This window comes from Priestia megaterium (assembly GCF_009497655.1).
Classification (GTDB): domain Bacteria; phylum Bacillota; class Bacilli; order Bacillales; family Bacillaceae_H; genus Priestia; species Priestia zanthoxyli.
The window spans coordinates 2,085,110-2,108,796 of record NZ_CP023317.1 but is presented as its reverse complement, the minus strand read 5'-3'; the positions used below and the strand labels follow the sequence as shown (position 1 = coordinate 2,108,796).

The following is a 23,687-nucleotide window of genomic DNA, read 5'->3' as shown; positions in this document are numbered from 1 at the left end:
CCTTTACTCTCATTTTTCATTATATATACTATAAAAGAATAATGATTTATCCCATTTGTTAACTTGCTTTTCTTTTTTCATGCCAATTCTTTCAGCCACTTTAATCGATGGATAATTGGCCGGATCAATTAATGATATAATCTTCTGAAATTTCAGCGTATGAAGGCCATAATCTAAACAAGCTTTTGCTGCTTCACTCGCATAGCCTTTTCCCCAGCGGCTGCGTAAAAATAAATAGCCAAGCTCCGGGTCTACCTTGCCGTCTACTTTTTGAAGAACCATGCCGCACTGCCCTAGAAACTCTCGATTCTGTTTATCCTCAGCGATCCACATGCTAATGCCATATGTTTGATAATGCTGCTTCATCCATTGAATCCAGCGATATGTGTCTTGTTCATTTTTAGTAGAAGAATAATACTTCATTGCTTCAGCATCTTCAAATATTTTCATTAAATTGCCTGCATCGCTTTCAGCCATAGCTCGCAGCGTCATTCGCTCTGTCTCAATAATCGTATAAATCCTCTCCTTTCTTCCATTCCAACATCTACTATCTTTATTATCCGCTACTATTTTCTTTTCGTAAAGTTTTCCTTTTTTTATTTAAATGAAACAGAAAAAAGGCACCAAAAAAGGCTGCTACACACAGCCCTTTAATCTGGATCACACGTTTTCCCGTACCGTAATACGTTATATATAGCACGTCCATCACTTGCAGATGTTTCTGTATATTGAATTGGCAGCAGTGAAAAAATAACATAATAGACTGAAAAATAAACAAATTGATAGCAAAATATATCTTCAGGCAGAATATTAGCCATAATTAATCCATTTATTATAAAAATAGTAAGTAAATTAAACAGTACACCGCCCGCATACACCACTGCATGGGAAAAGCGACTGTCGTTCTTAAGATTTTCATATTTACAAAACGAGTCTAGAAAATAGACTGACTTAATTTTAAACTTCCCCATTTTAAGAATCGTTTTCCCCCGCCCAATAGTAAAATCGACCTTCCCTCCGAAAATAATTGCCATGACGGAATGCCCCAGCTGATGAACAAATGATACAAGTGGCAATACAAGACAGAATGACCACACAAACTTTGGAAGATCATTTAACCCAAACACGTTTATCCCTCCTTTTTGTTTCTTCTCTCTACTTTTCCTCCCCGTTTTTACTTAAAACTACATTTAAATTCTTTTTTTAAAACTCATACGAAATAACTAGCATCCACATCATTTCTTATAACCTAGATAAAACCCAATGTATGTAACTTATGAAAAATACATTTTCCGAAAAACAGTTGGAGTCACGTTTTCTTGTTCTTTGAAGCGCTTGATAAAATAGCTTGGATGTTCATACCCTACTTGTCTTGCTATATCTTGTACAGAGATTTGGTTGTTTTTAAGCAGCAGTTTCTTTGCTTTTTGAATTCGGACGCGCGTTACGTATTCAAACGGCCGGATACCAAGAGATTGTTGAAAAAGCAAACACGTATACTGCTCCGTTACGTTGAGCTGCTTCGCCAGTACTTCTAGCGTTAACGGCTGATGATAATATTCCTCAATATAGCGAAGGACTGGGTTTAGCTGAGTAATTTGCTGCAAGCGACTTTTGCTTTCTATATATACGCTGTCTTGGCGAAGTTTCAAAATGACGCTATATAGTAGTTCAGAGCACTTCATGGTGCTAGAGGTATGATTTTCTTCTAACAAATTCATTATCTCTTGCAGCATCCTATAAAGGCTTTCAGCATGTGTAAGGACGATTTTTCCGGAATTAATAAATTGAAGAGAAAGCATGATATCATCAATTACACTTCCATTAAAAGAAACCCAGCATACTTGCCATTCGCTCGTAATGGGGTAGTATTCGTGCGGAACATGCGGCGTCAGAAACATCCCTTCATTTTCTTTTATAATATAAACCTCGTCATTTACACGAAGCTCGCCTCTTCCTTTTATACATTGAATCCATTGATAATCAGGAAACTCTCCCTGACGTTTAATATGCGTTTGATGTCTCCAACTTCCAGCGCTTGTAACATAGAATGGGAGTTTCATATCTTCATCTGAAAGAGCCGGAAAGTACATACGGTCCACATTACTTCCTCCTTTTTATATGAATATAGTTATATTATCATGAAAATAATTAGATTGATAAGGTTTTTAGAAAACGTTATCATTTTCATATAAACTAATAACCTAGTAATCTAGAAATGAGGGATCGACATGTTAAAAACCGGCAAGAAATTTAATTATACAGCACCTGCAAACGGATACCCTGAATGGAATAACAACCCTGAAATTTTTCAATTGAACCGTTCGAAAGCACACGCTTTACTAATGCCTTATCAAACGGTCGAAGAGGCCTTAAAAAATGATAGAAAATCTTCTGTTTACTACCAAAGCTTAAATGGAAGCTGGTACTTTCATTTTGCTGAAAATGCGGATGGCCGCGTCAAAAACTTTTTCGCTCCTGAATTTTCATATAAGAAATGGGACTCTATTTCAGTTCCTTCACACTGGCAGCTGCAAGGATATGACTATCCTCAATATACAAACGTGACATACCCTTGGGTTGAAAACGAAAACCTCGAACCTCCTTTTGCACCGACTAAATATAACCCTGTCGGTCAGTACGTCCGTACTTTTACACCTAAATCAGAATGGGAAAATCAGCCGGTGTACGTCAGCTTCCAAGGCGTCGAATCTGCTTTTTACGTCTGGGTTAACGGTGAGTTTGTTGGATACAGCGAAGACAGCTTTACTCCAGCTGAATTTGATATAACTTCTTATCTTCAAGATGGTGAAAATACGATAGCAGTAGAAGTATATCGCTGGAGTGACGCAAGCTGGCTTGAAGACCAAGATTTTTGGCGAATGAGCGGCATCTTCCGAGATGTGTATCTGTACTCTACTCCACCGGTTCACATCTATGACTTTAGCGTTCGTTCGTCGCTTGATAACAACTACGAAGATGGTGAACTTAGCGTTTCAGCTGATATTTTAAATTACTTTGAGCACGATACTCAAGCTCTAACATTTGAAGCCATGCTGTATGACGCGAATGGCCAAGAAGTACTACAAGCTCCGCTGCAAACAAATGTAAGTGTAAGCGATCAATATACAGCGTCCTTACGTACACACATTAAAAGCCCTGCAAAATGGAGCGCAGAAAGTCCTAATTTGTATACGCTTGTACTCAGCTTAAAGAATGCTGCTGGTTCTATTATCGAAACGGAAAGCTGTAAAGTCGGCTTCCGTACGTTTGAACTAAAGAATGGCCTTATGACAATCAACGGCAAGCGTATTGTACTTCGAGGAGTAAATCGCCACGAATTTGATTCAGTAAAAGGCCGTGCAGGCATCACACGCGAAGACATGATTCACGATATTTTGCTGATGAAACAGCATAATATTAACGCAGTGCGTACATCCCATTACCCTAACGATTCAGTATGGTATGAGCTGTGTGATGAATACGGACTGTACGTAATTGATGAAACCAATTTAGAAACGCACGGAACGTGGACTTATTTACAAGAAGGCGAGCAAAAAGCCGTTCCAGGAAGCAAGCCAGAATGGAAAGAAAACGTACTAGATCGCTGTCGTTCGATGTACGAACGTGACAAAAACCACCCTTCTATTATTATTTGGTCGCTTGGTAATGAATCATTTGGCGGAGAAAACTTTCAGCATATGTATACTTTTTTAAAAGAGAAAGATTCCACGAGACTTGTTCATTATGAAGGAATCTTCCATCACCGCGACTATGATGCTTCTGATATAGAAAGCACGATGTACATTAAGCCAGCAGATGTAGAGCGCTATGCTTTAATGAATCCGAAAAAACCTTATATTCTGTGTGAATACAGTCATGCGATGGGTAATTCTTGCGGAAATCTATACAAATACTGGGAGCTGTTCGATCAATATCCAATCTTGCAAGGCGGTTTTATATGGGACTGGAAAGATCAAGCTCTTCAAACAACAGCAGAAGACGGTACTTCTTACTTAGCTTACGGCGGAGATTTTGGTGATACGCCTAACGACGGCAACTTCTGCGGAAACGGCTTAATCTTTGCTGATGGGACAGCTAGCCCGAAAATTGCAGAAGTAAAAAAATGCTATCAGCCTGTAAAGTGGACAGCAGTCGACGCTGCAAAAGGAAAGTTTGCCGTTCAAAACAAACACCTGTTTACAAACTTGAACGCCTATGATTTTGTTTGGACTGTTGAAAAAAACGGTGAACTACTTGAAAAGCATGCGTCCCTTTTAAATGTAGATCCTGATGGTACAGACGAACTGACGCTTTCTTATCCTTTTTACGAGCAAGAAAACGAAACTGATGAATTTGTTTTAACTCTTTCTATCAGATTATCCAAAGATACAGCCTGGGCTTCAGCTGGATATGAAGTGGCGTACGAACAGTTTGTACTGCCTGCCAAAACCGCTGTACCTTCAGTAAAAGCTATTTATCCTGCTTTATCAGTTGACCAAAACGAACAAACGCTGACGGTTACAGGAACTAACTTCACGGCTATTTTTGACAAGCAAAAAGGGCAGTTTATCTCTTACAACTATGAGCATACCGAGCTGCTTGCATCGGGTTTCCATCCGAACTTTTGGCGCGCAATCACCGATAATGACCTCGGCAATAAATTGCATGAAAGATGTCAAACGTGGCGTCAAGCAAGTTTAGAGCAGCACGTGAAAAAAGTAAGTGTTCAACCGCAAATTGACTTTGTTATCATTTCGGTTGAGCTAGCTTTAGACATCTCTCTTGCTTCTTGCTATGTAACGTATACGCTATATAACGATGGTGAAATGAAGATTGAACAATCTTTAGCACCTTCTGAGTCAATGCCTGAAATTCCTGAAATTGGGATGCTGTTTACGATGGATGCGGCTTTTGATTCTTTAACATGGTACGGCAGAGGCCCTCATGAAAATTATTGGGATCGTAAAACTGGCGCTAAGCTTGGCCTTCATAAAGGCAGTGTAAAAGAGCAAGTTACACCGTATTTACGCCCTCAAGAATGCGGAAACAAAACGGACGTTAGATGGGCAACTATTACAAACGATCAAGGACGCGGCTTTTTACTAAAAGGTTTGCCAACAGTCGAGCTGAATGCTTTACCTTACTCACCTTTTGAACTGGAGGCTTACGATCATTTTTACAAATTGCCGTTAAGCGATTCCGTAACCGTGCGGGTTAACTACAAGCAAATGGGCGTTGGCGGAGACGACAGCTGGGGAGCTAAAACACATCCTGATTACACACTATACGCCAACCGCTCGTATACAAACACGTTTACGCTAAAACCTCTATAAAAATAAAAAGGACTTTCAAATGAAAGTCCTTTTTACTTATGATGTCACCTCTGGCTTTCGCTGAGAAAGCAAAAATACCGTAGCGATAATAAGAATTGTACCTAGCCACTCCGTCCACCCAAAAGTCACATGAAGCCATAGAACAGAGAGCGCCGCTGCTGACAAAGGCTCTGCTGACGCAAGAACAATGGCTTCAGAAGCGCCAATGTGCTTCAAACTTTCCAAGTAGCAATAAAAGGCAATGAGCGTTCCAAAGATAATCACAAATAGCACCGCACACAGCGACAATAGCGACCACTCACCGGCTATATGCCACGGCGGATGAATAAATGAAAAACTTACGCCGCCTATTACCATTCCCCAGCCTACTACTTCAACTGAGCTCCATTTTGCAAGAAGACGTTTAGGCTGAAGCGTATAAAAAGCAGACGTCACAGCTGCTCCAATCCCCCAAAACAACCCCCATCCTGTAATAGACAGCTCGTTAAAATTTCCGCTTGTTGCAAGAAAAAATGTCCCCGTTATGACGAGCGCAACAGAAATCATTTCTACTTTCACCGGCCACTTTCTTGCTTGCACGGCTAAATAGCCAATAATAAATATTGGCGACGTATATTGAAGCACTGTAGCTGTAGCAGCGTTTCCTGCTTCAATAGCTGCAAAATATGTATACTGCACGCCGAGCATACCGATTACACCAAACAAAAGCAGCGAAGTCCTCTCTTCTTTTGTTTTCCAAATTGCAAAAATATTGCGCTGCTTAGAGGCTATTGCCAAAAGCAGCAATCCAGATACTAACATACGAACGACGACCAGCCACTCTGCGTTAAAACTCTTATGCTGAAATAAATATTGAGCTACCGTGCCAGACACTCCCCACATCGTGGCACCAATGATTACAAGCAGCAGCCCCCACGCTCTTTTAGATGAAGTTTGAACTCCTTCCACTTACCATTCCTTCTCTCTTTTTCATATATATTTAACTTACCTCCCTCCGCATTAACGGTCAATAACAAAAAAAGTCGAAGCAATATGCTTCGACTTTTTTTAAATGCTTTTATGAAGTAATTTCTTGAGTAAAGGAAATAGCACATCGGGAAGTTCTTCGATGTTTGGTACTAGAATACTATATTTGCCGTACATATTTTGAATGGTTTTCTTTTGTCCTTCATCAATTTCCCCGTTGGATAAAAAGACGTTGATGACTTCAATTCCGTGCTTGCGTGCTTCTAATACCGCTTCGTGCGTATCTACAATACCATTTTGTTCATATCCCATAGCGGCTGGTTCACCGTCTGAAAACACAAGTAAAAACTTTTGCTGTTCAGAACGCTGAAGCAAGCGGCGTGTCATATGGCGAATGGCAAATCCATCACGGTTGTCTTCTTCAGGCTCAAGCTGCATAATTTCAGGACCGCTTTTACGCTTTAATGATGCTTGAAAGTCCATCACCGTCTGCAGGTAGTTAGGCTGGCTTGTTTCAGTAGCATCATTTGTATCTTCCCAAAATCCAACAATTTGATGAGGCACCATAACAGACTTTAACGCTTCATGAAATAGCGTAATCCCGAGCTTCGTTTCATCCATTTTGTCGTACATCGATGCCGAACAGTCAACTAGAAGAGAAAACACAGCATCAATTTGGGCAGAATCTTCATCTTTTTTATAAAACAAACGAGGATTATCATCCGTCCATAGTTTTAGAAGTTTTTTATTTAATCGGCCAAAGTGCAGCTCGCTTCTAGGTAGCGTTTTTTTATGTTCAAGCGTTTTTTCAATCATTTGCTTTAATTTTTTTTGATACGATGCAATGATTTTTTTATTCTCATCATACTGAACAACGTGATCGTCGCTTGGAAGTTTAGAATCTACAAAAACAGCATAGGCATGCTTATTTTCTTTCCCATACTCATAATCCGCTTCCCCGTCTTTTTCCGGATGCGTTTGCTCCATGGCTTCTATTTGAGAATAATCGTTCCGTGATGTTTTTTGAGAAGATCCTTGCACCATTCCCATTGCTTGATCTCCATCGTCGCCTTCACGAACACCATCGCCTAGCATGTCTGTTTTTGAACCTTGATCCATATCAAACTGTAGAAAACTTTGCGTCGCTTCGCTTGTCTCTCGATGCCACATTTCCATTTTCTCTTCGTGAATGTCTTCATCTCCGTCTTTTTCATGCTCTAAAATATCATCGTTCACTAATGAATCTTTGCGTTTTAAATCTTCAAATGTTAACCCTTCTTCTAACTGATCATACTGAAGTTCAGCCAAGAAGAAATAAGTATTAAGCATATCTTTTTCGATAATATCATCAAAAACATCTACGAGTTCAAGGCAGATGCGCGATACATCTTTTGTTGTTTTCGCTTCATATACATTTGTTAGCTGTCTGCGAATAAAAGGCATCGCTAAGTTAATCGATTCACTCATTGAAGGAATTTCTTCAAACGGATTTTCAGCCGTTAATAGCAAGTAAATGCCGTTAAAAAGTGCATCCGTGTACACGCTTTTTGTTAAATTTGCGCTCATTTGTGTAGCAAAATATTTTCTATAGAGCTGCCTTCTGACGGCGAAGGCTTTTTTCGTTCCAGGACGTTCGCGTTTGCATACTTCTTCTAAACGAATATCTTCAAACAGCATAAACAGCTGCTTAGCTAAGCTAGGTACCGACGTTTTATTTATTTTCTTTAAATATGCATTAATTTCTTTGAAGTTTGAATGCTTATAGCTTCCAATACTTCTTAAAAATACATCACTTTTTAAGCCGTACACTTTGTCTTCTTCTGGACGGTTATCCCAAAAGTGACTGAGATAAATAATGCCGTGTACAGGATCATAATAAGATGAAACGCGATACTCTACTTCAATTTCATCATTTTTTGTTAATGTTTTCGTTAAATCTGCCAGCTCCATATAGAGAAAGGAATCTACATTTTTGTCGTTAAATTTAATAAATCGCATAGCGCCACTCCTTACTCAAATAATGTTTCAGCAATATTTTGAATGGCGGCTTTTTCCCTTTCATCTTCTAGCTTTTCAATAATACCGCGTTTAATCGCGCGAAGAGGCGGCATATAAAGAGCTAAATCACACGTATCAATAAGCGCACGAATAGACGCAGCTTCTTCTGATACATGGCCGCTTTGAACTTGAGTAATTAAATCTGCAGAGAGCGTGACAAATTTATCAATTAATTTTTCGTCTTTTAACTGAGACTGAGACATTAGAACTTGCTTTAAGCTGCTCCCTTGAATATATGGCACTTCAATGACAACAAAACGATTTTTTAACGCTTCGTTTAATGGAACAGTCCCAACATACCCTTCGTTAATAGCCGCTATTACGCCGAATGTTTGCTGACCGCGCACTACATCTCCAGTGAATGGGTTTGTAATCATTTTCCGGTAGTCAAGTACCCCGTTTAAAATAGGAAGCGTTTCAGGTTTCGCCATGTTAATTTCATCAATATATAATAAATGGCCTTTTTTCATTGCCTGAATAACAGGTCCTTCTACAAACTCGATACCTGTTTTCCCTTCTTGTTCAGAAATTGTTTTAAAGCCAAGCAGCGCTTCTGCATCTAAATCAACCGAGCAGTTAACGCTATGCATCGGCTGAGAAAATAAATGCGACAGCGTTTCAGCAAGCTTTGTTTTACCTGAACCTGTTGGCCCTTTTAAAAGTACGTTTTTCCCTAGTGATAAGGCAATAATGGCATCTTCTAAAATATCTGCTTCTTCTGCTGTATAGCCGCCTTTTCCGATTAATAGCTGATCAGCATGAGACAGATTTTCATATTTACGATTCGCTAAAAGCGAAAGAACCTCTTTTGGTAATGATAATTGTGATAATTGAATTGACATAACAAAAAATCCTTTCTTTCTACATACTTTCTATAGTTTACTAAAAAACATTCTTCTTCTCAAAGAATTGCTTTACCTATGCGTTTCTCTAAAGTTTCCGGTAGAAAAATCGCCGTCTTTAAACATATATTCAGTAAAAAAAAGTAGGTTATTCACCTACTTTTTTACGATTTTATAGTTTTTATGATTAACGACTGTTTTCATGGATTCGCCCGTTTCAGCATCTTTTCCAAAATCTACGATAACCGAATTGTCTCGCACTACCATAACAATTCCTTTAAATCCTTTATAGTCGCCTTTTTTAGGCTGAATCGTATCGCCAACTTTAGCTGCCTTGACTTTAGGTGCTTGTTCTTCTGTACCTTGTGTATTTTCTACGTCCATCATGACCCCACCTTTTCCAATTTACCGTGTTTTTTATAAGTGAAAACACAATTTAATTTACTTTTTGTTGAAAATACTTAGTTTATTTTCCCACAAACATCGATGGTTAAACACCATGTGTTTGTCCATTTTCATTCTGCAAACAAACGCTGTATTTTTTATTATGTATGTAGCTGTTTTTTGTAAGAGCACATCCTTGTTCTATCATAACATTTTCTGTTTCCTTCGAACACCAATTACCCTTTAGTTTTTTAAAAAAATGACAAATTACACGGAATTATGTCGAATTTCATATGATTTTCTTTTTAGTATGATAAGCTATATATCGTATTTTAAGCATCTTTTATCTATTACATACGATTTTTGATAAAAAAACCGAAACTTTTATCCACAAATTGCGTTGATTAAATGAAAGGGGGAGAAAATGGCACAACAGCATAACTTTGAACACATTTATAAACAGCACATGCATGATTTGCTGCGCTATCTTCTCTCTCTTACTCGCAGAAAAGAATCAGCGGAAGATTTAATGCAGGAGACCTTTTACCGGGCACTTTTACACTTAGAAACGTATAAAGGCGAGGAAGTAAAGCCTTGGCTGTTCAAAATTGCTTATCACGCCTTTATTGACTGGTATCGAAAAGAAAAAAAACGCCCTACTGTCGAAATAGAAGAATGGCACTTTACTCCTCAGCCAAGTGCTGAAGAACAAGTGATGATTCAAAGTGAAATCGACGGCTGGCTTTCTGATGTATCTGCTTTGCCTCCGGCTAAGCAGAATATTGTACTGTTACGAGATTATCATGGCTTCACATATGAAGAGATTGCAGAAATGACTGGCTTTACTCTGTCAAAAGTGAAAATGGACTTGTATCGTGGTCGTCAACAATTGAAAAAAAGAAAGGAAGAGGACGGATGAGCTGTCAAGATATGAAGCATCAATGGGAAAAATATAAAAACGGCACTTTGACAGACAAAGAAGCAGAAACACTTGAACAACATACGGAAAATTGTGAAGCATGCTCAGCTCATTTAGAGCACTTGCTAACTGAAGATGAACCGTTATCGCCAACTCCATCAACTACTTCACTAAATGACGATACGATGTTGGATAATAAAAAAGTGAAAAAGTCCATTTATATCGCCAAATGGAAGCAGCGCCTTTCAAATGTGACAACTGTCATTAGCTCTGTGGTTCTGCTATGGATGATTGGCAGCTTTTTATCCATTGTATATTATCATCAATCAAAAACCGAATACATAAACAGCGTCAATCAAGCGGCTATCGAATCTGCTTTTCCGAACGTTCATATACGTGAAACCACTTCTGATACACAGTCCTTTTTCCGAATGCAGTCGCAAATGGAAGCTTATAAGCAAATTGGACGTGAAGAGCAGGCCATTGGGACGTTTACATTTCATCAGCTGTTTGATAAAACGAGCGGTGTAGAAAAAGAATTTTCTGGTGGTAAATACGACCTTAACCTTTCCTTTGTCTATCCTGATCCAAAAAAACTAAAGCTGCATGCAAAAGAGTATAAGGAATGGACGAATGAAACATGGAATGCATTAGAAAACCTACCAAAAGGAACGGTAAGCGAAGTGGCTATTTCTTTTGATAATACGTATTCGCTAAAAGAAGTTCAGCAAAAAATGAATGCCATCGACAGCCGTGATTTTTCTACCTCTTGGTACGCGCTTAATACAGGGAACGAACAAAAAACAAGCACAAAAGATGAGCCATTAATTGACTTAACATCAACATTTGGCTTTCCAGAGTTTTTAGACTTGCCTTACGAGCACAAAGGAAATCAAACGCACTCTACTAGCAAGTCGAACGTTTTAGATATGATGAAACTATTAGCCGATAATGAAGAAACAGTCCAAAAAGTTCGTCAGCTAGACCATTCCGATTTGTTGCTAAAGCAGCGATATTCTTATGTAAAGAAACATGGAGTCGGTGTGTACGGCGTTGTGATTACAGGACCTACCAAAAAGCTGCTGAAATTAAAAAACGATCCGTCTATCACCTACGCGTCACTTGGAGATGTAGAGCTATGGAATTGGTTCAACCGCCCTTCATCCGGCACGTTAATGAATCAGTAACAAGCACTTGAAAACAAGTGCTTGTTTTTATTTCTTGGTTAATTCTTCAAACCTTTCTACAGCTTCGCTTTTATCAAATGAACTAAACCATCGATAGTCTTGGTCATCTAAAATACGATAGTGCTGACTAATCATATTTTGCTGCAGACGAAAAGAACCTTCTTTTTGAATCTCTTTCCACCATACTCTTCCTCCGAGCGTTTTATCTTTTGGAGAAGATACGCCGTTATGAGCAATGATTTCTACTACTTCTAAGGGGACGTCTCCTAAAACCGATTGAAGGATTTCACTGTCACGAAACAAACCGCATACTGCAACAGTGGTCGTCCACCCTGCTTCCGTGCGCCCTTTTTCAATTTGAACCAATGTTTTTTTTGAAATACCAATAACTTCAGCCATTCTGTCTTGTGAATAGTTTCTTTCTAAACGAATTAATCGTATTTTATCCGATACGGATTTAATCACTTCTTGTTTATCCATTTTTACAGCCCTTTCTTTCTATACACGCACATGTCTTTAGTGTAATATTACACCTAATTAAAGAAGAGTTTCAAGCGTTTCCCTTCATCACAAAACGGGGAAATATACTGAAATGGTTTTTGTATACTAAAACAATTAAAAGGAGTTGAGAATATGTACATCATTGTATGGACTATGCTTGTACTATACGCCTTTCTGCTAGCTCCGGGAGCAAGCGCCGCTGATGATATGCTGTTTAAAAACCTTGTCACAGGAAATTTTCAACAGGTAGATCCGCTCGTAGTTATGGTATTCTCTTTTTTAGGACTTTTCCCAGTATTGTTCATGGTAATGATTTGTAAAAAAGATACGTACAAACTGCCTGGATGGCCATTTTCTCTCCTATCATTTGCGCTTGGAGCTTTTTCTCTTTTGTTCTATTATCATTGGAAAGGACAAAAAGTTCGAACACGTTCGCGTATTCCTTCACGTTTCATTGCCATCATTTCTTCTCGTCTATGGATTGGACTATGCTTAGCACTCACGATTGCTGGTTACGTATACGGACTATCCATAGGTTCAATAAGAGCTTATGAAGATGCTTTTATGCAGTCACAGCTTGTTAGGGTGATGACCGCTGATTTTTTTGTTTTAACGTGGCTTTCTTATTCCGTTATGACAAAAGAAAAGATAGCATCCCGGCCTTACCTTCTCTCATGTTTCATTCCAGTTGCGGGCCCTTTTTTTATTTTGTTACGGCATAACCGCCAAGATGTTAGAGAAGAAAAACTTTAAATAAAAGTCTTGCGTTCCATTCATTATTCCGTTATAATCATTTCTTGTACGATGAAAGTTGATTAATTAGAAAACATTTATATATCGGCATTTTATTTACATTTGTTATACATACCTGCGCTGTGCGTATACTCATGTTGTCTTAAACCTTTGAGTGTTAAAAGGGAGCTCAAAATTTAGCTGCAGATAGCACGCCCTTCTTGGGACGCTAAACCCGGCTATGAGGGCACCCACCTAGTAGATCTGGGTATTTAAGACACTTAGGGTTACGGCAGTGCGGGCTTATTTTTTAGTTAGCTGTAGCTAGCTTTTTTTATTTTTTTATTTATTAGTTTACATAATTATTTTATTGTTAACTTATATTTTTTTTAGACATGTATGTTTTATTTATCTTCGATTGAGGAACATAAAAAGTAATAAAGGAGATGGATAAAATGAATGAACAAAAAATTGCTAAAAAAGTAAATGAAGTATTAGAAGGAAATCGTGTAGGAACATTAGCCACAGTTGTAAACAACAAACCCCACTCTCGCTATATGACATTTTTCAGCGATGAAGATGGTATCGCTCTTTACACACCAACAAATATCAATACACATAAGGCAGAAGAAATCGAAGCCAATCCGAACGTGCACGTACTATTGGGCTACAGCGGCGAAGGATATGGCGATCAATACTTAGAATTATCCGGGACAGCTGTTCTTCGTACCGGTGATCAATTAAAAGGACGTATATGGAACGATCACATGAAAGAATGGTTTGACGGTCCAAATGACCCTGAGTATGTTGTTCTGGAAATTACACCAAACGAAATTCGCTTTATGAATGAAGGCGAAGAAACTCCTCAAACCGTTCAGCTATAATAAAAAAGCGCACACTGTGCGCTTTTTTTATTTTCCTACCGCTTCTTTCAATTGAGCTGCTTTTTCTTTTGGAGACGCTGCTAAGCTAATCGCGGTAATAATAGAAACACCATCTGCACCTGCTTCTACTACTTGTTTGGCATTTTCAGGCGTGATGCCACCGATTCCTACAATTGGAAAGTCAATATTCTGGTTTCGCACTTCTTCAATTAATTTTGTACCTTGCACTGCTTTTGCGTCTTTTTTTGTAGAAGTAGGAAAAACAGGTCCCATTCCTACATAATCCGCCCCGTCTTTTATGGCTTGCTGCAGCTCTTGTACATTATGAACAGAGACGCCCACAATTCCTTTTCCTATTTTTTCTCGAACAATATGAGCTTTTTCATCTTCTTGTCCAATATGAACGCCATCTGCTTGTAAACGGATCGCTAAGTCAAGATCATCATTCACAACAAAAGGAACGTTGTGCTGCTGACAAATTTGCTGAAGTTCTTTCGCCAGCTGATATTTCGCTTCTCCTTTTAGTGCACCTTCGCCTTTTTCACGAAATTGAAACACGGTAACGCCGCCTTCAATTGCTTCTTTTAATACTTCTTTCGGATTTTTTGTACAGTTATTGCTGCCCATTATAAAATAAACTTTCAGCAGCTTTTTGATTTCTTCGTTTGTCATTTTCCGGCTCCTTTTAACGTTGATGTACTCTTGCATATGATTCAATATCCTGCCCAGATAAAAGATGAAGCTGGTTTAAGAGCTCAATTTGAAAGCTTCCCGGCCCTTCTTCACCTTTTTTCGCTGCGGCGATTTCACCTGCCACTCCGTAAAAACTTAAAGCAGCAACGCTTGCCTCGACATATTCTTTTTCTACAGCAGCGAAAGCTCCTATAATTGATGTCAACAGACATCCAGTCCCCGTCACTTTCGTAAATAACGGGTGACCGTTGTCTACTGTATACGTTGTGTTTCCATCGGTGATTACATCTTGTTTACCCGTAATAACAATCACTGTATCTAATTTGTTCGCCGCTTTCTCAGCAAGTTCAATGACGTCTCCTTGCCCTTCTAATGAATCAACGCCTTTAATGAGCCATGACTCGCCTACTACATTCGCAACTTCAGCAGCGTTACCACGAATAACTGCAATATTTAATTCTTCTACAAGCTGACATGCTACTTCTGTACGAAACGGTGTCGCTCCGGCTCCTACAGGATCGAAAATAACCGGCACGCCATTTTCATTTGCTGATTTTCCTGCTATTCTCATCGCTTCTACTTCTTGAGCCGTCAGTGTACCCATATTTAAGACAAGCGCTCCGGCGATTCGAGCCATATCAGCCACTTCTTCCTTCGCATAAGCCATAACAGGTGACGCTCCTAGGGCAAGCAGTCCATTTGCTGTAAAATTTGTTACCACAACATTCGTAATATTATGAACAAGCGGACTTGTATCTCTTACTTTTTCTAATTGAGCTGAAATTTTACTAATATCCATGTTCTCTCACTCTTTTCATTTAGTTTTAACACTGCAAAAAAAAGACAAAAAAGCACCTTGCATGCGCAAAGTGCTTTGGTATGTACTCACATTCCCTGCGCTGGCATTATCCAACAGGTTCAAATGGTCAACAGGCGCCCCTGTACTCTCAGCCTGCCCCGCGCAAGCTCCCATACTATTCTTGTTACGTTTAAAGTTTACTATTAACCTTTTTTATTTGCAACCATTTCACTGTTTTGCCCATAAAATAAAGCTTCGCTATAGGCTGAGTGGTGTTGTAAATCTTACAGCTTTACTAAAAGCATCATTAAAAGACCTCCAGTAAACTACTGGAGGTCTTCTATCCCCTAAAAATTCTATCATTTTTCTTGAATCGCTTGATTTCTCACAGCTGTTTTTCGGTCCTTTCCTGCTCTTAAAGATAAAAGAAAACAAAGCAGCAGTACAAGTGCAGCTGATACGTACGGGTAATTAATGTTTATATCAAAAAGAAAGCCTGCTACAACAGGTCCAATAATATTACCAAGACTTGTATAAGCAGAATTTAGTCCGGCTACATACCCTTGGTCGTCTTGTGCCATCATCGACATTTGCGTGCTGATTGCCGGACGTAAAATATCTGTTGCTAAAAAGACGATAAATGTCACAACAATAATAAGCCAGTACGTGTGCACAAATAGTGTAAGTAAAATAAAAAGTCCCGTCATCATCAAGCAAAACGAAATCACTCTTTTTTCACCGAATTTATTTAAAATCCAGCCAAAAATCGTAACCTGCACAACAGCCCCTGCAATAGAGCCAAACGTAATAACAAACGCAATATCTTTTGGCGTAAAGCTAAATTTATGATCAACAAATAGTGAAAAGATCGTTTCATAATTGGATAATCCAAACGATGTCACAAAAACGATAATTAAACTTAAAAAATAAGGTTCTTTGTAGGAATTCATAAGCTGCAGTAGCAGCCGATCTTCTTTTGGATTCTCATTGTTTGAAACAGCATGACCTTGTACAGGACGAGACTCCGGCAAAACAAAAAGCGTAATCACTGCAGCCAAGCCTCCTGCTACTGCGGCCATGTAAAATGGCACGCGCATGCCGTATTCAGCTAAAAAGCCTCCAATACCGGGCCCGATAATAAATCCTGTTGTAATCGCTGCCGTCACATAGCCCATTCCTTTAGCGCGTTCTTTAGCAGACGTCACGTCCGCTGTATAGGCCATAACAGCAGGCATAATAAGCGCGGCCCCGACCCCACCTAGCATTCTGGATACAAATAATAAAAGAGGTGTACTCACTGAACCAAAGAACCATTCAGACAGGGCAAAAACAATCATTCCCGCTACAATAATTTTCTTTCTCCCTAACGAATCTGATAATCGCCCCGCTAAAGGCGAAAACAGAAATTGAGTTAGTGAAAACACCGCTACTAAAAGCCCCATCACGCTGCCGTTGATATGAAGCTCCGTCATATAGGTTGGCATAATTGGAATAACGAGACCGATTCCCGTAAAGATAATAAAAATATTTAGCATGAGCAGCAAAATCGCCGCTCGATTTCTTAACAATAATGACATATAAACCTCCTGATTACAAAAATACTGAACGTTCGGTCTATAAAAATACAAAATAATGAGGGATTACTCATTGCCGCAATAAGCATCCCCGCTTATTTAAGAAGACCTTGCTATAATTCCGTTTAAAAATACATCGATTGCTGAATGGTAAAGCTGCAGGGCATTTTCCGTACTCGTTTTTCGAGACATGCGGCTCATTCCAACAAACAACCCTTCTAAAATTACTGCAAGTTGCTCTGCATTTTTATGAGAAAACTCGCCTTCATCGATGCCCTGTTGCAAAAGTTCCCGGTTAAACTCCACGTGTCGTTTCACCATCTCATCAATTCGCTCTTCGATGTCGCTGCCCTTCTCCTCGTTGTTAAAAAACTCATCGGCAGCTTTCGTAAGAGGATGATTCAAATCATCTAAGATGATTTGCTCCGCTATTCCAAAAAGCTTATCTCTTGTTGTTTTGTAAAGAGACTCTCTTTCTTTCCAGTTTCGTTCCCACTCAAGATCCCATTCGTCTATTAAATAAAGAAAAAGCCCTTCTTTACTTTTAAAGTGATAATAAATATTCCCTTTACTGCTTCCCGTAGCTTCTACAATTTCCTCAATAGATGTAGCTTTATAGCCTTTTTGAGAAAACAATGCTTTAGCGGCATCTGCCACTTTTCTTTTGGTTTGTTCACTTTGAAGCTTTTTTTTATTCAAGCTATTTCCACCGCCCCGTACATTTATTATTTATACTGAACATTCGTTTTGTATTATCTGACACCTATACTACATAGGAAAAACCTTTTTGTCTAGTGAGAAAACCTAGTTTATACCTTTTTATATGAATCATTACCAAAACAAAGCCTCCTAAAAAGGCTTTGCCTAAAAAGCTTACTTGCTAACAGGATAAATGACAGCTGCTTGCCCGCACAGTTTGCATACAAACAAATCATCTGCGCCTTCTTTCCTGTCTTTTACTCATTCAATTTCTTTGTCATAAACACACTGTATGGATCTTCTTTGTAGGTAGAAAACGGTTCGCACTCGTAAAATCCAAAACTGGCGTATAGCTTTCTAGCCGGTTCAAAAGCGGGTGCGGATCCTGTTTCTAAGCTTAAGCGTCGGTACCCTCGTTTTTGCGCTTCATTTATTATGTACTGCAGCAGCTCTCTAGCAATTCCTTTCCGCAAATGAGCGGTAGCTGTTCGCATCGATTTAATTTCTCCGTGGTGCTCATCTAACTCTTTTACAGCTCCGCACCCTGCTAGCTGACTTCCTTCCCACACGCTCCAAAACGTAATATGACGTTGTTTTAAACTTTCAATATCTAGAGCATGAATACTTTCAGGGGGGGAATGTAAGTTCATTCCTTGAAGGTGAGAACTTACTAGCTCAATAACTTCATTGTTCGTTAAGTGGTCTCTTTTTATTTTAACCATCTTCTCTTCCTTCCTGCTACTAAAGGGTGGTCAACTACAAACCAACTTATGAATACATTCACTGTCGACCTTTAAAAATCCTTTTATACACTCCCTTCTTTTTCTCCAGTTATTAAAACAGACTTTGCCAAGCAGATGTTTCATACATTGTTAAACGGAGGTGAAATTCGTTGAAGAAAGTTTTATTTTGTCTTGTCCCTCTTTTGTTTTTATTATCCGCCTGCTTTAGTGATCCTGTTCAAGATGATTTAATCGATTATAACAATCAAGATTTAAAGAAAGCCGCTCAGCTTGAAAAAGAGGCGATTGACGCATACGATTCCGTTACAGGCGCTAACTACACAAGTGACGCTGTTATGTACGATACGATGACGAGTGAAGTCATTCCTACCTATCGTAAATTTGTTGACGAACTGGAAAACATCGATGTAGAAACCGACGATCTTCGAAAGGTTCATGAAGGCTATATAAAGGCTGCCAATACCCAGTATAATGCTTTTATTAAAATTGTCAGTGCTTTGGAAAAGCAGGACCGCAACCTTATTGCTGAGGCAAACGCTATGCTTGATGAAGCACGAAAAGGTATACGCGATTACAATGCAGCTATTAAAAAGCTGGCTAAAGAACATGATGTAAAAATTGAAGAACCAAAAACACAGCGCGAAAACAGCCTATAGTTTTGATGCAAAAAGAAGGTCTCTAAAAACAGTAAGAGACCTTCTTTCGTATGATGTTTCAATTTCTCCACGTTCGTTCAATAAATGAAGAAGAATATCAGGAAATATTGCTTAACGATGCATAATAAGAGGCAATAATTTCTTCATCTGAATGCGGAATTTCGTTTCCTTTTACAAGCTGAGCGCCGTTAATACAGCCGCTTGTAAGTAAAATAATATCATTCGCCTTTCCTAAAGAAAGCGACTTTAATACTCCTTCTGTTCGAGTAGGGGCGCGGTGAATATTGCTTGCGCTCGGATTCGAAAAACCTGTCATCACTTGATCTACAATTACGTTAGGATCATGATAACCTGGGTGATCAACCGTTACGATAATTTCATCAGCTTTTCCTTCAATGGTACGCGCCATTTTAGGCATTTTATTAAAATCTCGAATGCCGATCCCTGCAATCATGACAATCAGCTGGTTATACTCCATCTTTTTTACTTCTTCTACCAAACGCGTAAGGGCAACAGGCGTATGGGCATAGTCTAAAATCACTTTTTGGTTATTAGGACCTTCTATCACCTGAAATCGCCCTTCTGGACTTTCCAATTGAGGAAGTACGCTAATAATATCTTCAATGTGGTATTCAAAGTGAAGAGCTGTACCAATGGCCGCTAGCACGTTAGCAATGTTGTAATCACCATATACAGGCACTGCTACTTTGTATGACTGTCCTTTATAAAGTAAATCAAAGAAAGAGCCTCCTTCTTTGACGGTGATGTTTGTTGCTTGCAGAGTTGCCTCCTTGTTATTTAATAAACTATACGTGACTTTAGGTCCTTCAAATACCCTGCTTAAGTCTTTGCCCATGTCCTGATCATCTATATTAATAACGGCATGTTTGGCCTGTTGAAATAATTTCATCTTGCATTTTTTATAGTGCTCAAACGTTTTATGATACTCTAAATGTTCTTCCGATAAGTTTGTATGAATGGCTACATCAAAATAAATATTTTCTACTCGTTGCTGATCAATCGCAATCGAAGATACTTCCATCACTGCCGCTTCATCACCTCTTGTATACAAATCATAAAAAATTTTATGCAAGTCTACCGACTCAGGTGTTGTAGGCGTACTTTTTTTATAAACTAACTTCTGCTTTGATGACCAAATGCCGGTCGTTCCAATCGATCCTGTTGGCAATTTTAAAAGAGTTAAAAGCGACCTTACGTAAGCTGCTACGGTTGTTTTGCCATTTGTACCTGTAACGCCAATTGTCTCAATTTTTTCATCCGTATAATCAAAATACATTTTAGAAAAAGACGCCATTACTTTGCGAACGTCGTCAACAGCTAAAAACGTACAGTGAGAATACTGAGTGCTCAAAAGACGAAGCTCCTCGATGCTTGTCCCAAAGACTGCTACGGCTCCTCTAGCTATAGCTTCTTTAATATATTGATGTCCATCTTCATTTTCACCTTTTATACTAAAAAATACGGATCCGTCGTGAACTTGTTTTGAATGATATGTGAGATGGGTGATTGTTTGAGATGCAGGCCCAAAAATATGTTTAATTGATAAATTCGTTAATGTATCAAAGTAGATGTTCATAGCTATTCCTCACAGTGTATAAATTTTATTTTTAATATGTTCTAAAATCCCTTAAATACTCTTTGAAGGATATTTTTTCTTTATTTCCATTTATAAAGAACTTTCTACAATTCAATCTTTTTATTTTGCTTTCATGTGTAGAACGAAAATAAAGAAAAGACGGATCACTATTTTTTAAAACTAAAAGCATGTAAAATATGGATGAACTGTGTATATCATACCAGCAGCAAAAGCGAAGTATTGTAGTAAAATATTCCCCCTACACGTGCAAAACGAAACCCTTCTTTAAAATAATTTCATAGAGTAAGTTGAATCATGATAAATACTTGAACGTGGGTAAGAAAGATTACTGTATGAATCAATCCCTCCCTTTGCAAAATAACAAAGAAAACATCATAATAAAAGATGCGCAATAACAGCGTGAATGACTTTGCTTTGAAAGGATGGACTACAGCAAATGACGCGTTCTCTTTTAGCGATTGAACCACTTCCTCTTTCGTTTTATCAACAGCCTACGCTTGAACTAGCTCAGTCGCTGTTAGGATGTCTTCTTGTTCACGAAACGGCAGAAGGAGCTGCATCTGGTTTTATTGTGGAAACAGAGGCTTATAAAGGGCCTTTCGACCGAGCAGCTCATAGCTTTAATAACCGGCGCACAAAAAGAACAGAGGTAATGTTCGGTCCTCCTGGTCATGCCTATACGCATACAATGCATACACATTGTTTACTCAATGTTGTAAGCAGCGACATCGATTGTCCAGAAGGCGTCCTCATTCGAGCTATTGAGCCATTTAGCGGAAAAGATTTGATGAAAACTAGACGTCGAGGTATGGAAAATGAAATAAATTGGACAAACGGTCCTGGGAAACTAACAAAAGCACTAGGGGTTTCAATGGATTTGTACGGTCATGATTTAACCACCCCTCCTCTTTATATTGCTCGTGGCTTCACTCCTTCAGCGATTTCCGCCGGACCTCGCGTTGGCATTGATAATTCTGGTGAAGCGAAGGATTACCCTTGGCGCTTTTGGGTTACCAATCACCCGTTTGTATCGAAATTCAGGTGAACAAAAGGCAAATAATTTATCAACGAAAATAAAAGAAGCACCTCTTTTTAAGAGATGCTTCTTTTTGCTTACGCCCACCACATTTGTGACGGAGTTTCTTCAATTAATACACTTTGTAAGTTTGTAACCGCGCGTTTAAATCCTTCTTCAATCGACATGATTGGATCTTCATGCTCAATGCTGACTACATAATCGTATCCGTATGTGCGAAGGGCACTCATCATATCAGACCACTCTTTTACATCATGTCCGCATCCTACGGATCTAAACGTCCATGCACGCGTTTGGACTTCTCCGTATGGCTGCATATCCGTCAGTCCATACATGTTAATATTATCCTGGTCCAAGTACGTATCCTTTGCATGGAAATGATGAATCGCATTTTCTTTTGCTAAAATTTTAATAGCTCCTACCGGATCAATTCCTTGCCACCATAAATGACTTGGATCAAGGTTAGCGCCAATCGCTGGACTTGTTTTTTCGCGAAGCTTTAGGAGCGTATACGGAGTATGAACTAAAAATCCACCGTGAAGTTCTAAACCAATTTTTACGTTATGCTCCTCCGCTAGTTCTCCAATTTCTTTCCAATAAGGAACAAGCTTATTTTCCCACTGCCAATTCAATACGTCTCCATACTCGTTAGGCCAAGGAGTAACAGGCCAGTTTGGGTACTTCGCTTCTTCGTGATCTCCTGCTGTTCCAGAAAAGCAGTTAACCACTGGAACATCTACTAATGATGCTAGTTGGATGGTCTTGCGAAGCGTTTCGTCAGATTCTTTTGCAAAACTTGCCTCAGGTGAAATAGGATTGCCGTGGCAGCTAAATGCGCTGATTGTAAGTCCGCGGTCTTTTATCTGCTTCATATATGCTTCTCTTTTCCCCTCATCTTCAAGCAGCTCATCTAGCGGACAATGGCTGTTTCCCGGATAGCCTCCCGTTCCGATTTCAACAGCATGAAGACCTGCTGATTTTACTTTATCTAACATCTCTTCAAAAGAAAGATCCGCAAATAAGACCGTGAATACTCCAAGTTTCATTTTAATTTCCCCCTGTGCGATATATTTCATCAATAATAGCTGAGACTTGAAGCGCTTCTTGTGGCTTTACTACTAATTCAGCATTTCCTTTACACGCTTCAACGAAATTTTTAGCCTGACTTAAGCTGTAATCATCTTCTCCATCTATCCAAGGTGACGTACTGTTCATGAGCATACCGTTTTTGGACGTGTATAGTTCAAACGGAAACACGCTTAAACCGCCCTCTACCCCTGATATGCTTACGTGCTCTTCATCATCTTCGATATTAGCAGCCCAAGAAGTTTCTAAAAGAAGCGACGCTCCATTTTCAAATTTAATATAGGCCGTTACATGATCATCCACACCGAATGTTTCATGATCAAATGCTCCCCATTGATTTAATTGGTTAGGCGTTTTACTCAGGTCATTATATGTACTTCCCAGTACTTCAGTATGCTTTGGGTTTCCCATTAGCCAAAGCGTTAAATCAAGCAAATGGCAACCGTAATCAATTAAGCTGCCTCCTCCTTGAAGATCTTTGTTCGTAAATACTCCCCAACCGGGAACCTTACGGCGACGCATTGCTCTGACACGTGCAACTAATGGACGCCCTACCTCTGTCATCATTTTTTTCGCAGCCTGCGCTTCTTTCATGAATCGGTAGTGATACGCAATCGCTAACTGCTTACCTGATTCTCTAGCAGCAGCAAGCATTTCTTCACCTTGCTCTTTAGACATCGCCATCGGCTTTTCACATAGAACGTGAACGCCTGCTTTTAGCGCTTCTACTGCAAACTCGGCGTGAAATTTATTAGGTGTACAAATACATACAGCATCCACTTCTTTAAACATATCTTTGTAATCAACAAATACGTGAGGGATATTATGTTCATTGGCTACCTCTGTGGCTCTTTCACTATTAATATCGCTAAGCCCCCAAATCACACATTCATCACCCAGTTGTTTGAATGCCGGGATATGCCTGCTTACAGCAATCCCTCCTGCTCCGATTATGCCAATTCTCACGTTTTTCA

General features: G+C 39.2%; 23 protein-coding genes, 1 other RNA gene and 1 riboswitch. Of the genes, 8 read left to right on the top strand and 16 right to left on the bottom strand.

Annotated features, from left to right (window positions below; translation table 11 throughout):
• Nucleotides 1-9: 9 nt before the first annotated feature.
• From CEQ83_RS10570 to CEQ83_RS10560, 3 genes are all read right to left on the bottom strand, one after another.
• Nucleotides 10-492, bottom strand: coding sequence for a GNAT family N-acetyltransferase (locus CEQ83_RS10570; protein WP_098112555.1), 483 nt, complete (start codon nt 490-492; stop codon nt 10-12).
• A gap of 158 nt (nt 493-650) precedes the next feature.
• Entirely contained in the window at nt 651-1,127 is a 477-nt protein-coding gene (locus CEQ83_RS10565; RefSeq protein ID WP_028413498.1) for a site-2 protease family protein, read from the bottom strand.
• A 147-nt stretch (nt 1,128-1,274) separates the two neighbouring features.
• A complete protein-coding gene (locus CEQ83_RS10560) occupies nt 1,275-2,093 on the bottom strand; it encodes an AraC family transcriptional regulator (protein ID WP_205827060.1) in 819 nt (272 codons plus the stop codon).
• A 138-nt stretch (nt 2,094-2,231) separates the two neighbouring features.
• On the opposite strand from CEQ83_RS10560, the gene CEQ83_RS10555 reads away from it, so the two are divergent.
• Nucleotides 2,232-5,336, top strand: coding sequence for a beta-galactosidase, LacZ type (locus CEQ83_RS10555; RefSeq protein WP_028413500.1), 3,105 nt, complete (start codon nt 2,232-2,234; stop codon nt 5,334-5,336).
• 36 nt (nt 5,337-5,372) lie between these two features.
• Here the strand turns inward: CEQ83_RS10555 and CEQ83_RS10550 are convergent, their stop codons facing one another.
• The 4 genes from CEQ83_RS10550 to CEQ83_RS10535 all read right to left on the bottom strand — a co-directional run bounded on the left by CEQ83_RS10550 (nt 5,373) and on the right by CEQ83_RS10535 (nt 9,589).
• Nucleotides 5,373-6,284 (bottom strand): EamA family transporter, encoded by a 912-nt coding sequence (locus tag CEQ83_RS10550; protein ID WP_028413501.1) that lies wholly within the window; start codon nt 6,282-6,284, stop codon nt 5,373-5,375.
• Nucleotides 6,285-6,383: 99 nt separating this feature from the next.
• On the bottom strand, nt 6,384-8,300 hold the full coding sequence (locus tag CEQ83_RS10545; protein WP_028413502.1) for a vWA domain-containing protein: 1,917 nt from the start codon (nt 8,298-8,300) through the stop codon (nt 6,384-6,386).
• 11 nt (nt 8,301-8,311) lie between these two features.
• Nucleotides 8,312-9,202: an ATP-binding protein gene (locus CEQ83_RS10540; RefSeq protein ID WP_028413503.1), complete on the bottom strand. Its 891-nt coding sequence runs from the start codon at nt 9,200-9,202 to the stop codon at nt 8,312-8,314.
• Nucleotides 9,203-9,358: 156 nt separating this feature from the next.
• Nucleotides 9,359-9,589: a YkvS family protein gene (locus CEQ83_RS10535; RefSeq protein WP_013056869.1), complete on the bottom strand. Its 231-nt coding sequence runs from the start codon at nt 9,587-9,589 to the stop codon at nt 9,359-9,361.
• A gap of 421 nt (nt 9,590-10,010) precedes the next feature.
• Between CEQ83_RS10535 and CEQ83_RS10530 the strand changes: the two genes are divergently transcribed.
• Both CEQ83_RS10530 and CEQ83_RS10525 read left to right on the top strand, forming a co-directional pair.
• Nucleotides 10,011-10,505 carry an RNA polymerase sigma factor gene (locus CEQ83_RS10530; RefSeq protein ID WP_013056868.1) on the top strand — a complete coding sequence of 165 codons (495 nt, stop codon included), beginning with the start codon at nt 10,011-10,013 and terminating at the stop codon, nt 10,503-10,505.
• Nucleotides 10,502-11,692, top strand: coding sequence for an anti-sigma factor (locus tag CEQ83_RS10525; protein ID WP_155017227.1), 1,191 nt, complete (start codon nt 10,502-10,504; stop codon nt 11,690-11,692). Before CEQ83_RS10530 ends, CEQ83_RS10525 begins: the two co-directional genes overlap by 4 nt.
• Before the next feature lie 27 nt (nt 11,693-11,719).
• Here CEQ83_RS10525 and CEQ83_RS10520 read toward each other — a convergent pair whose 3' ends face one another.
• Nucleotides 11,720-12,172, bottom strand: coding sequence for a helix-turn-helix transcriptional regulator (locus CEQ83_RS10520; protein WP_033578859.1), 453 nt, complete (start codon nt 12,170-12,172; stop codon nt 11,720-11,722).
• A 153-nt stretch (nt 12,173-12,325) separates the two neighbouring features.
• Between CEQ83_RS10520 and CEQ83_RS10515 the strand changes: the two genes are divergently transcribed.
• The 3 genes from CEQ83_RS10515 (at nt 12,326) to CEQ83_RS10505 (ending at nt 13,809) form a co-directional block, all read left to right on the top strand.
• Nucleotides 12,326-12,946, top strand: a complete 621-nt coding sequence (locus tag CEQ83_RS10515; RefSeq protein ID WP_098112553.1) for a hypothetical protein — start codon at nt 12,326-12,328, stop codon at nt 12,944-12,946.
• 109 nt (nt 12,947-13,055) lie between these two features.
• A non-coding RNA gene (gene ssrS, locus CEQ83_RS10510) (6S RNA) lies at nt 13,056-13,233 on the top strand.
• Between the two features lie 147 nt (nt 13,234-13,380).
• Complete coding sequence (locus tag CEQ83_RS10505) at nt 13,381-13,809, top strand: pyridoxamine 5'-phosphate oxidase family protein (protein WP_013082985.1); 429 nt, start codon at nt 13,381-13,383, stop codon at nt 13,807-13,809.
• A 27-nt stretch (nt 13,810-13,836) separates the two neighbouring features.
• On the opposite strand, the gene thiE is transcribed toward CEQ83_RS10505, so the two are convergent.
• From thiE to CEQ83_RS10480, 5 genes are all read right to left on the bottom strand, one after another.
• Entirely contained in the window at nt 13,837-14,481 is a 645-nt protein-coding gene (thiE, locus tag CEQ83_RS10500; RefSeq protein ID WP_098112552.1) for a thiamine phosphate synthase, read from the bottom strand.
• A 13-nt stretch (nt 14,482-14,494) separates the two neighbouring features.
• A complete protein-coding gene (thiM, locus tag CEQ83_RS10495) occupies nt 14,495-15,301 on the bottom strand; it encodes a hydroxyethylthiazole kinase (protein ID WP_028413508.1) in 807 nt (268 codons plus the stop codon).
• Nucleotides 15,302-15,376: 75 nt separating this feature from the next.
• A riboswitch (TPP riboswitch) is annotated at nt 15,377-15,485 on the bottom strand.
• A gap of 175 nt (nt 15,486-15,660) precedes the next feature.
• Entirely contained in the window at nt 15,661-16,878 is a 1,218-nt protein-coding gene (locus CEQ83_RS10490) for an MFS transporter (RefSeq protein ID WP_028413509.1), read from the bottom strand.
• Nucleotides 16,879-16,974: 96 nt separating this feature from the next.
• Nucleotides 16,975-17,574, bottom strand: coding sequence for a TetR/AcrR family transcriptional regulator (locus CEQ83_RS10485; protein ID WP_028413510.1), 600 nt, complete (start codon nt 17,572-17,574; stop codon nt 16,975-16,977).
• A 257-nt stretch (nt 17,575-17,831) separates the two neighbouring features.
• Nucleotides 17,832-18,296, bottom strand: a complete 465-nt coding sequence (locus CEQ83_RS10480; protein ID WP_028413511.1) for a GNAT family N-acetyltransferase — start codon at nt 18,294-18,296, stop codon at nt 17,832-17,834.
• A gap of 170 nt (nt 18,297-18,466) precedes the next feature.
• Between CEQ83_RS10480 and CEQ83_RS10475 the strand changes: the two genes are divergently transcribed.
• Nucleotides 18,467-18,973 (top strand): hypothetical protein, encoded by a 507-nt coding sequence (locus CEQ83_RS10475; protein WP_013082979.1) that lies wholly within the window; start codon nt 18,467-18,469, stop codon nt 18,971-18,973.
• 97 nt (nt 18,974-19,070) lie between these two features.
• Here the strand turns inward: CEQ83_RS10475 and CEQ83_RS10470 are convergent, their stop codons facing one another.
• Complete coding sequence (locus tag CEQ83_RS10470) at nt 19,071-20,570, bottom strand: UDP-N-acetylmuramoyl-L-alanyl-D-glutamate--2,6-diaminopimelate ligase (protein ID WP_028413512.1); 1,500 nt, start codon at nt 20,568-20,570, stop codon at nt 19,071-19,073.
• A gap of 457 nt (nt 20,571-21,027) precedes the next feature.
• On the opposite strand from CEQ83_RS10470, the gene CEQ83_RS10465 reads away from it, so the two are divergent.
• Nucleotides 21,028-21,636, top strand: a complete 609-nt coding sequence (locus CEQ83_RS10465) for a DNA-3-methyladenine glycosylase (RefSeq protein WP_028413513.1) — start codon at nt 21,028-21,030, stop codon at nt 21,634-21,636.
• Between the two features lie 68 nt (nt 21,637-21,704).
• On the opposite strand, the gene CEQ83_RS10460 is transcribed toward CEQ83_RS10465, so the two are convergent.
• Both CEQ83_RS10460 and CEQ83_RS10455 read right to left on the bottom strand, forming a co-directional pair.
• Nucleotides 21,705-22,673: a sugar phosphate isomerase/epimerase family protein gene (locus CEQ83_RS10460; RefSeq protein ID WP_028413514.1), complete on the bottom strand. Its 969-nt coding sequence runs from the start codon at nt 22,671-22,673 to the stop codon at nt 21,705-21,707.
• A gap of 1 nt (nt 22,674) precedes the next feature.
• Complete coding sequence (locus CEQ83_RS10455; protein WP_033578852.1) at nt 22,675-23,679, bottom strand: Gfo/Idh/MocA family protein; 1,005 nt, start codon at nt 23,677-23,679, stop codon at nt 22,675-22,677.
• Nucleotides 23,680-23,687 lie beyond the last annotated feature (8 nt).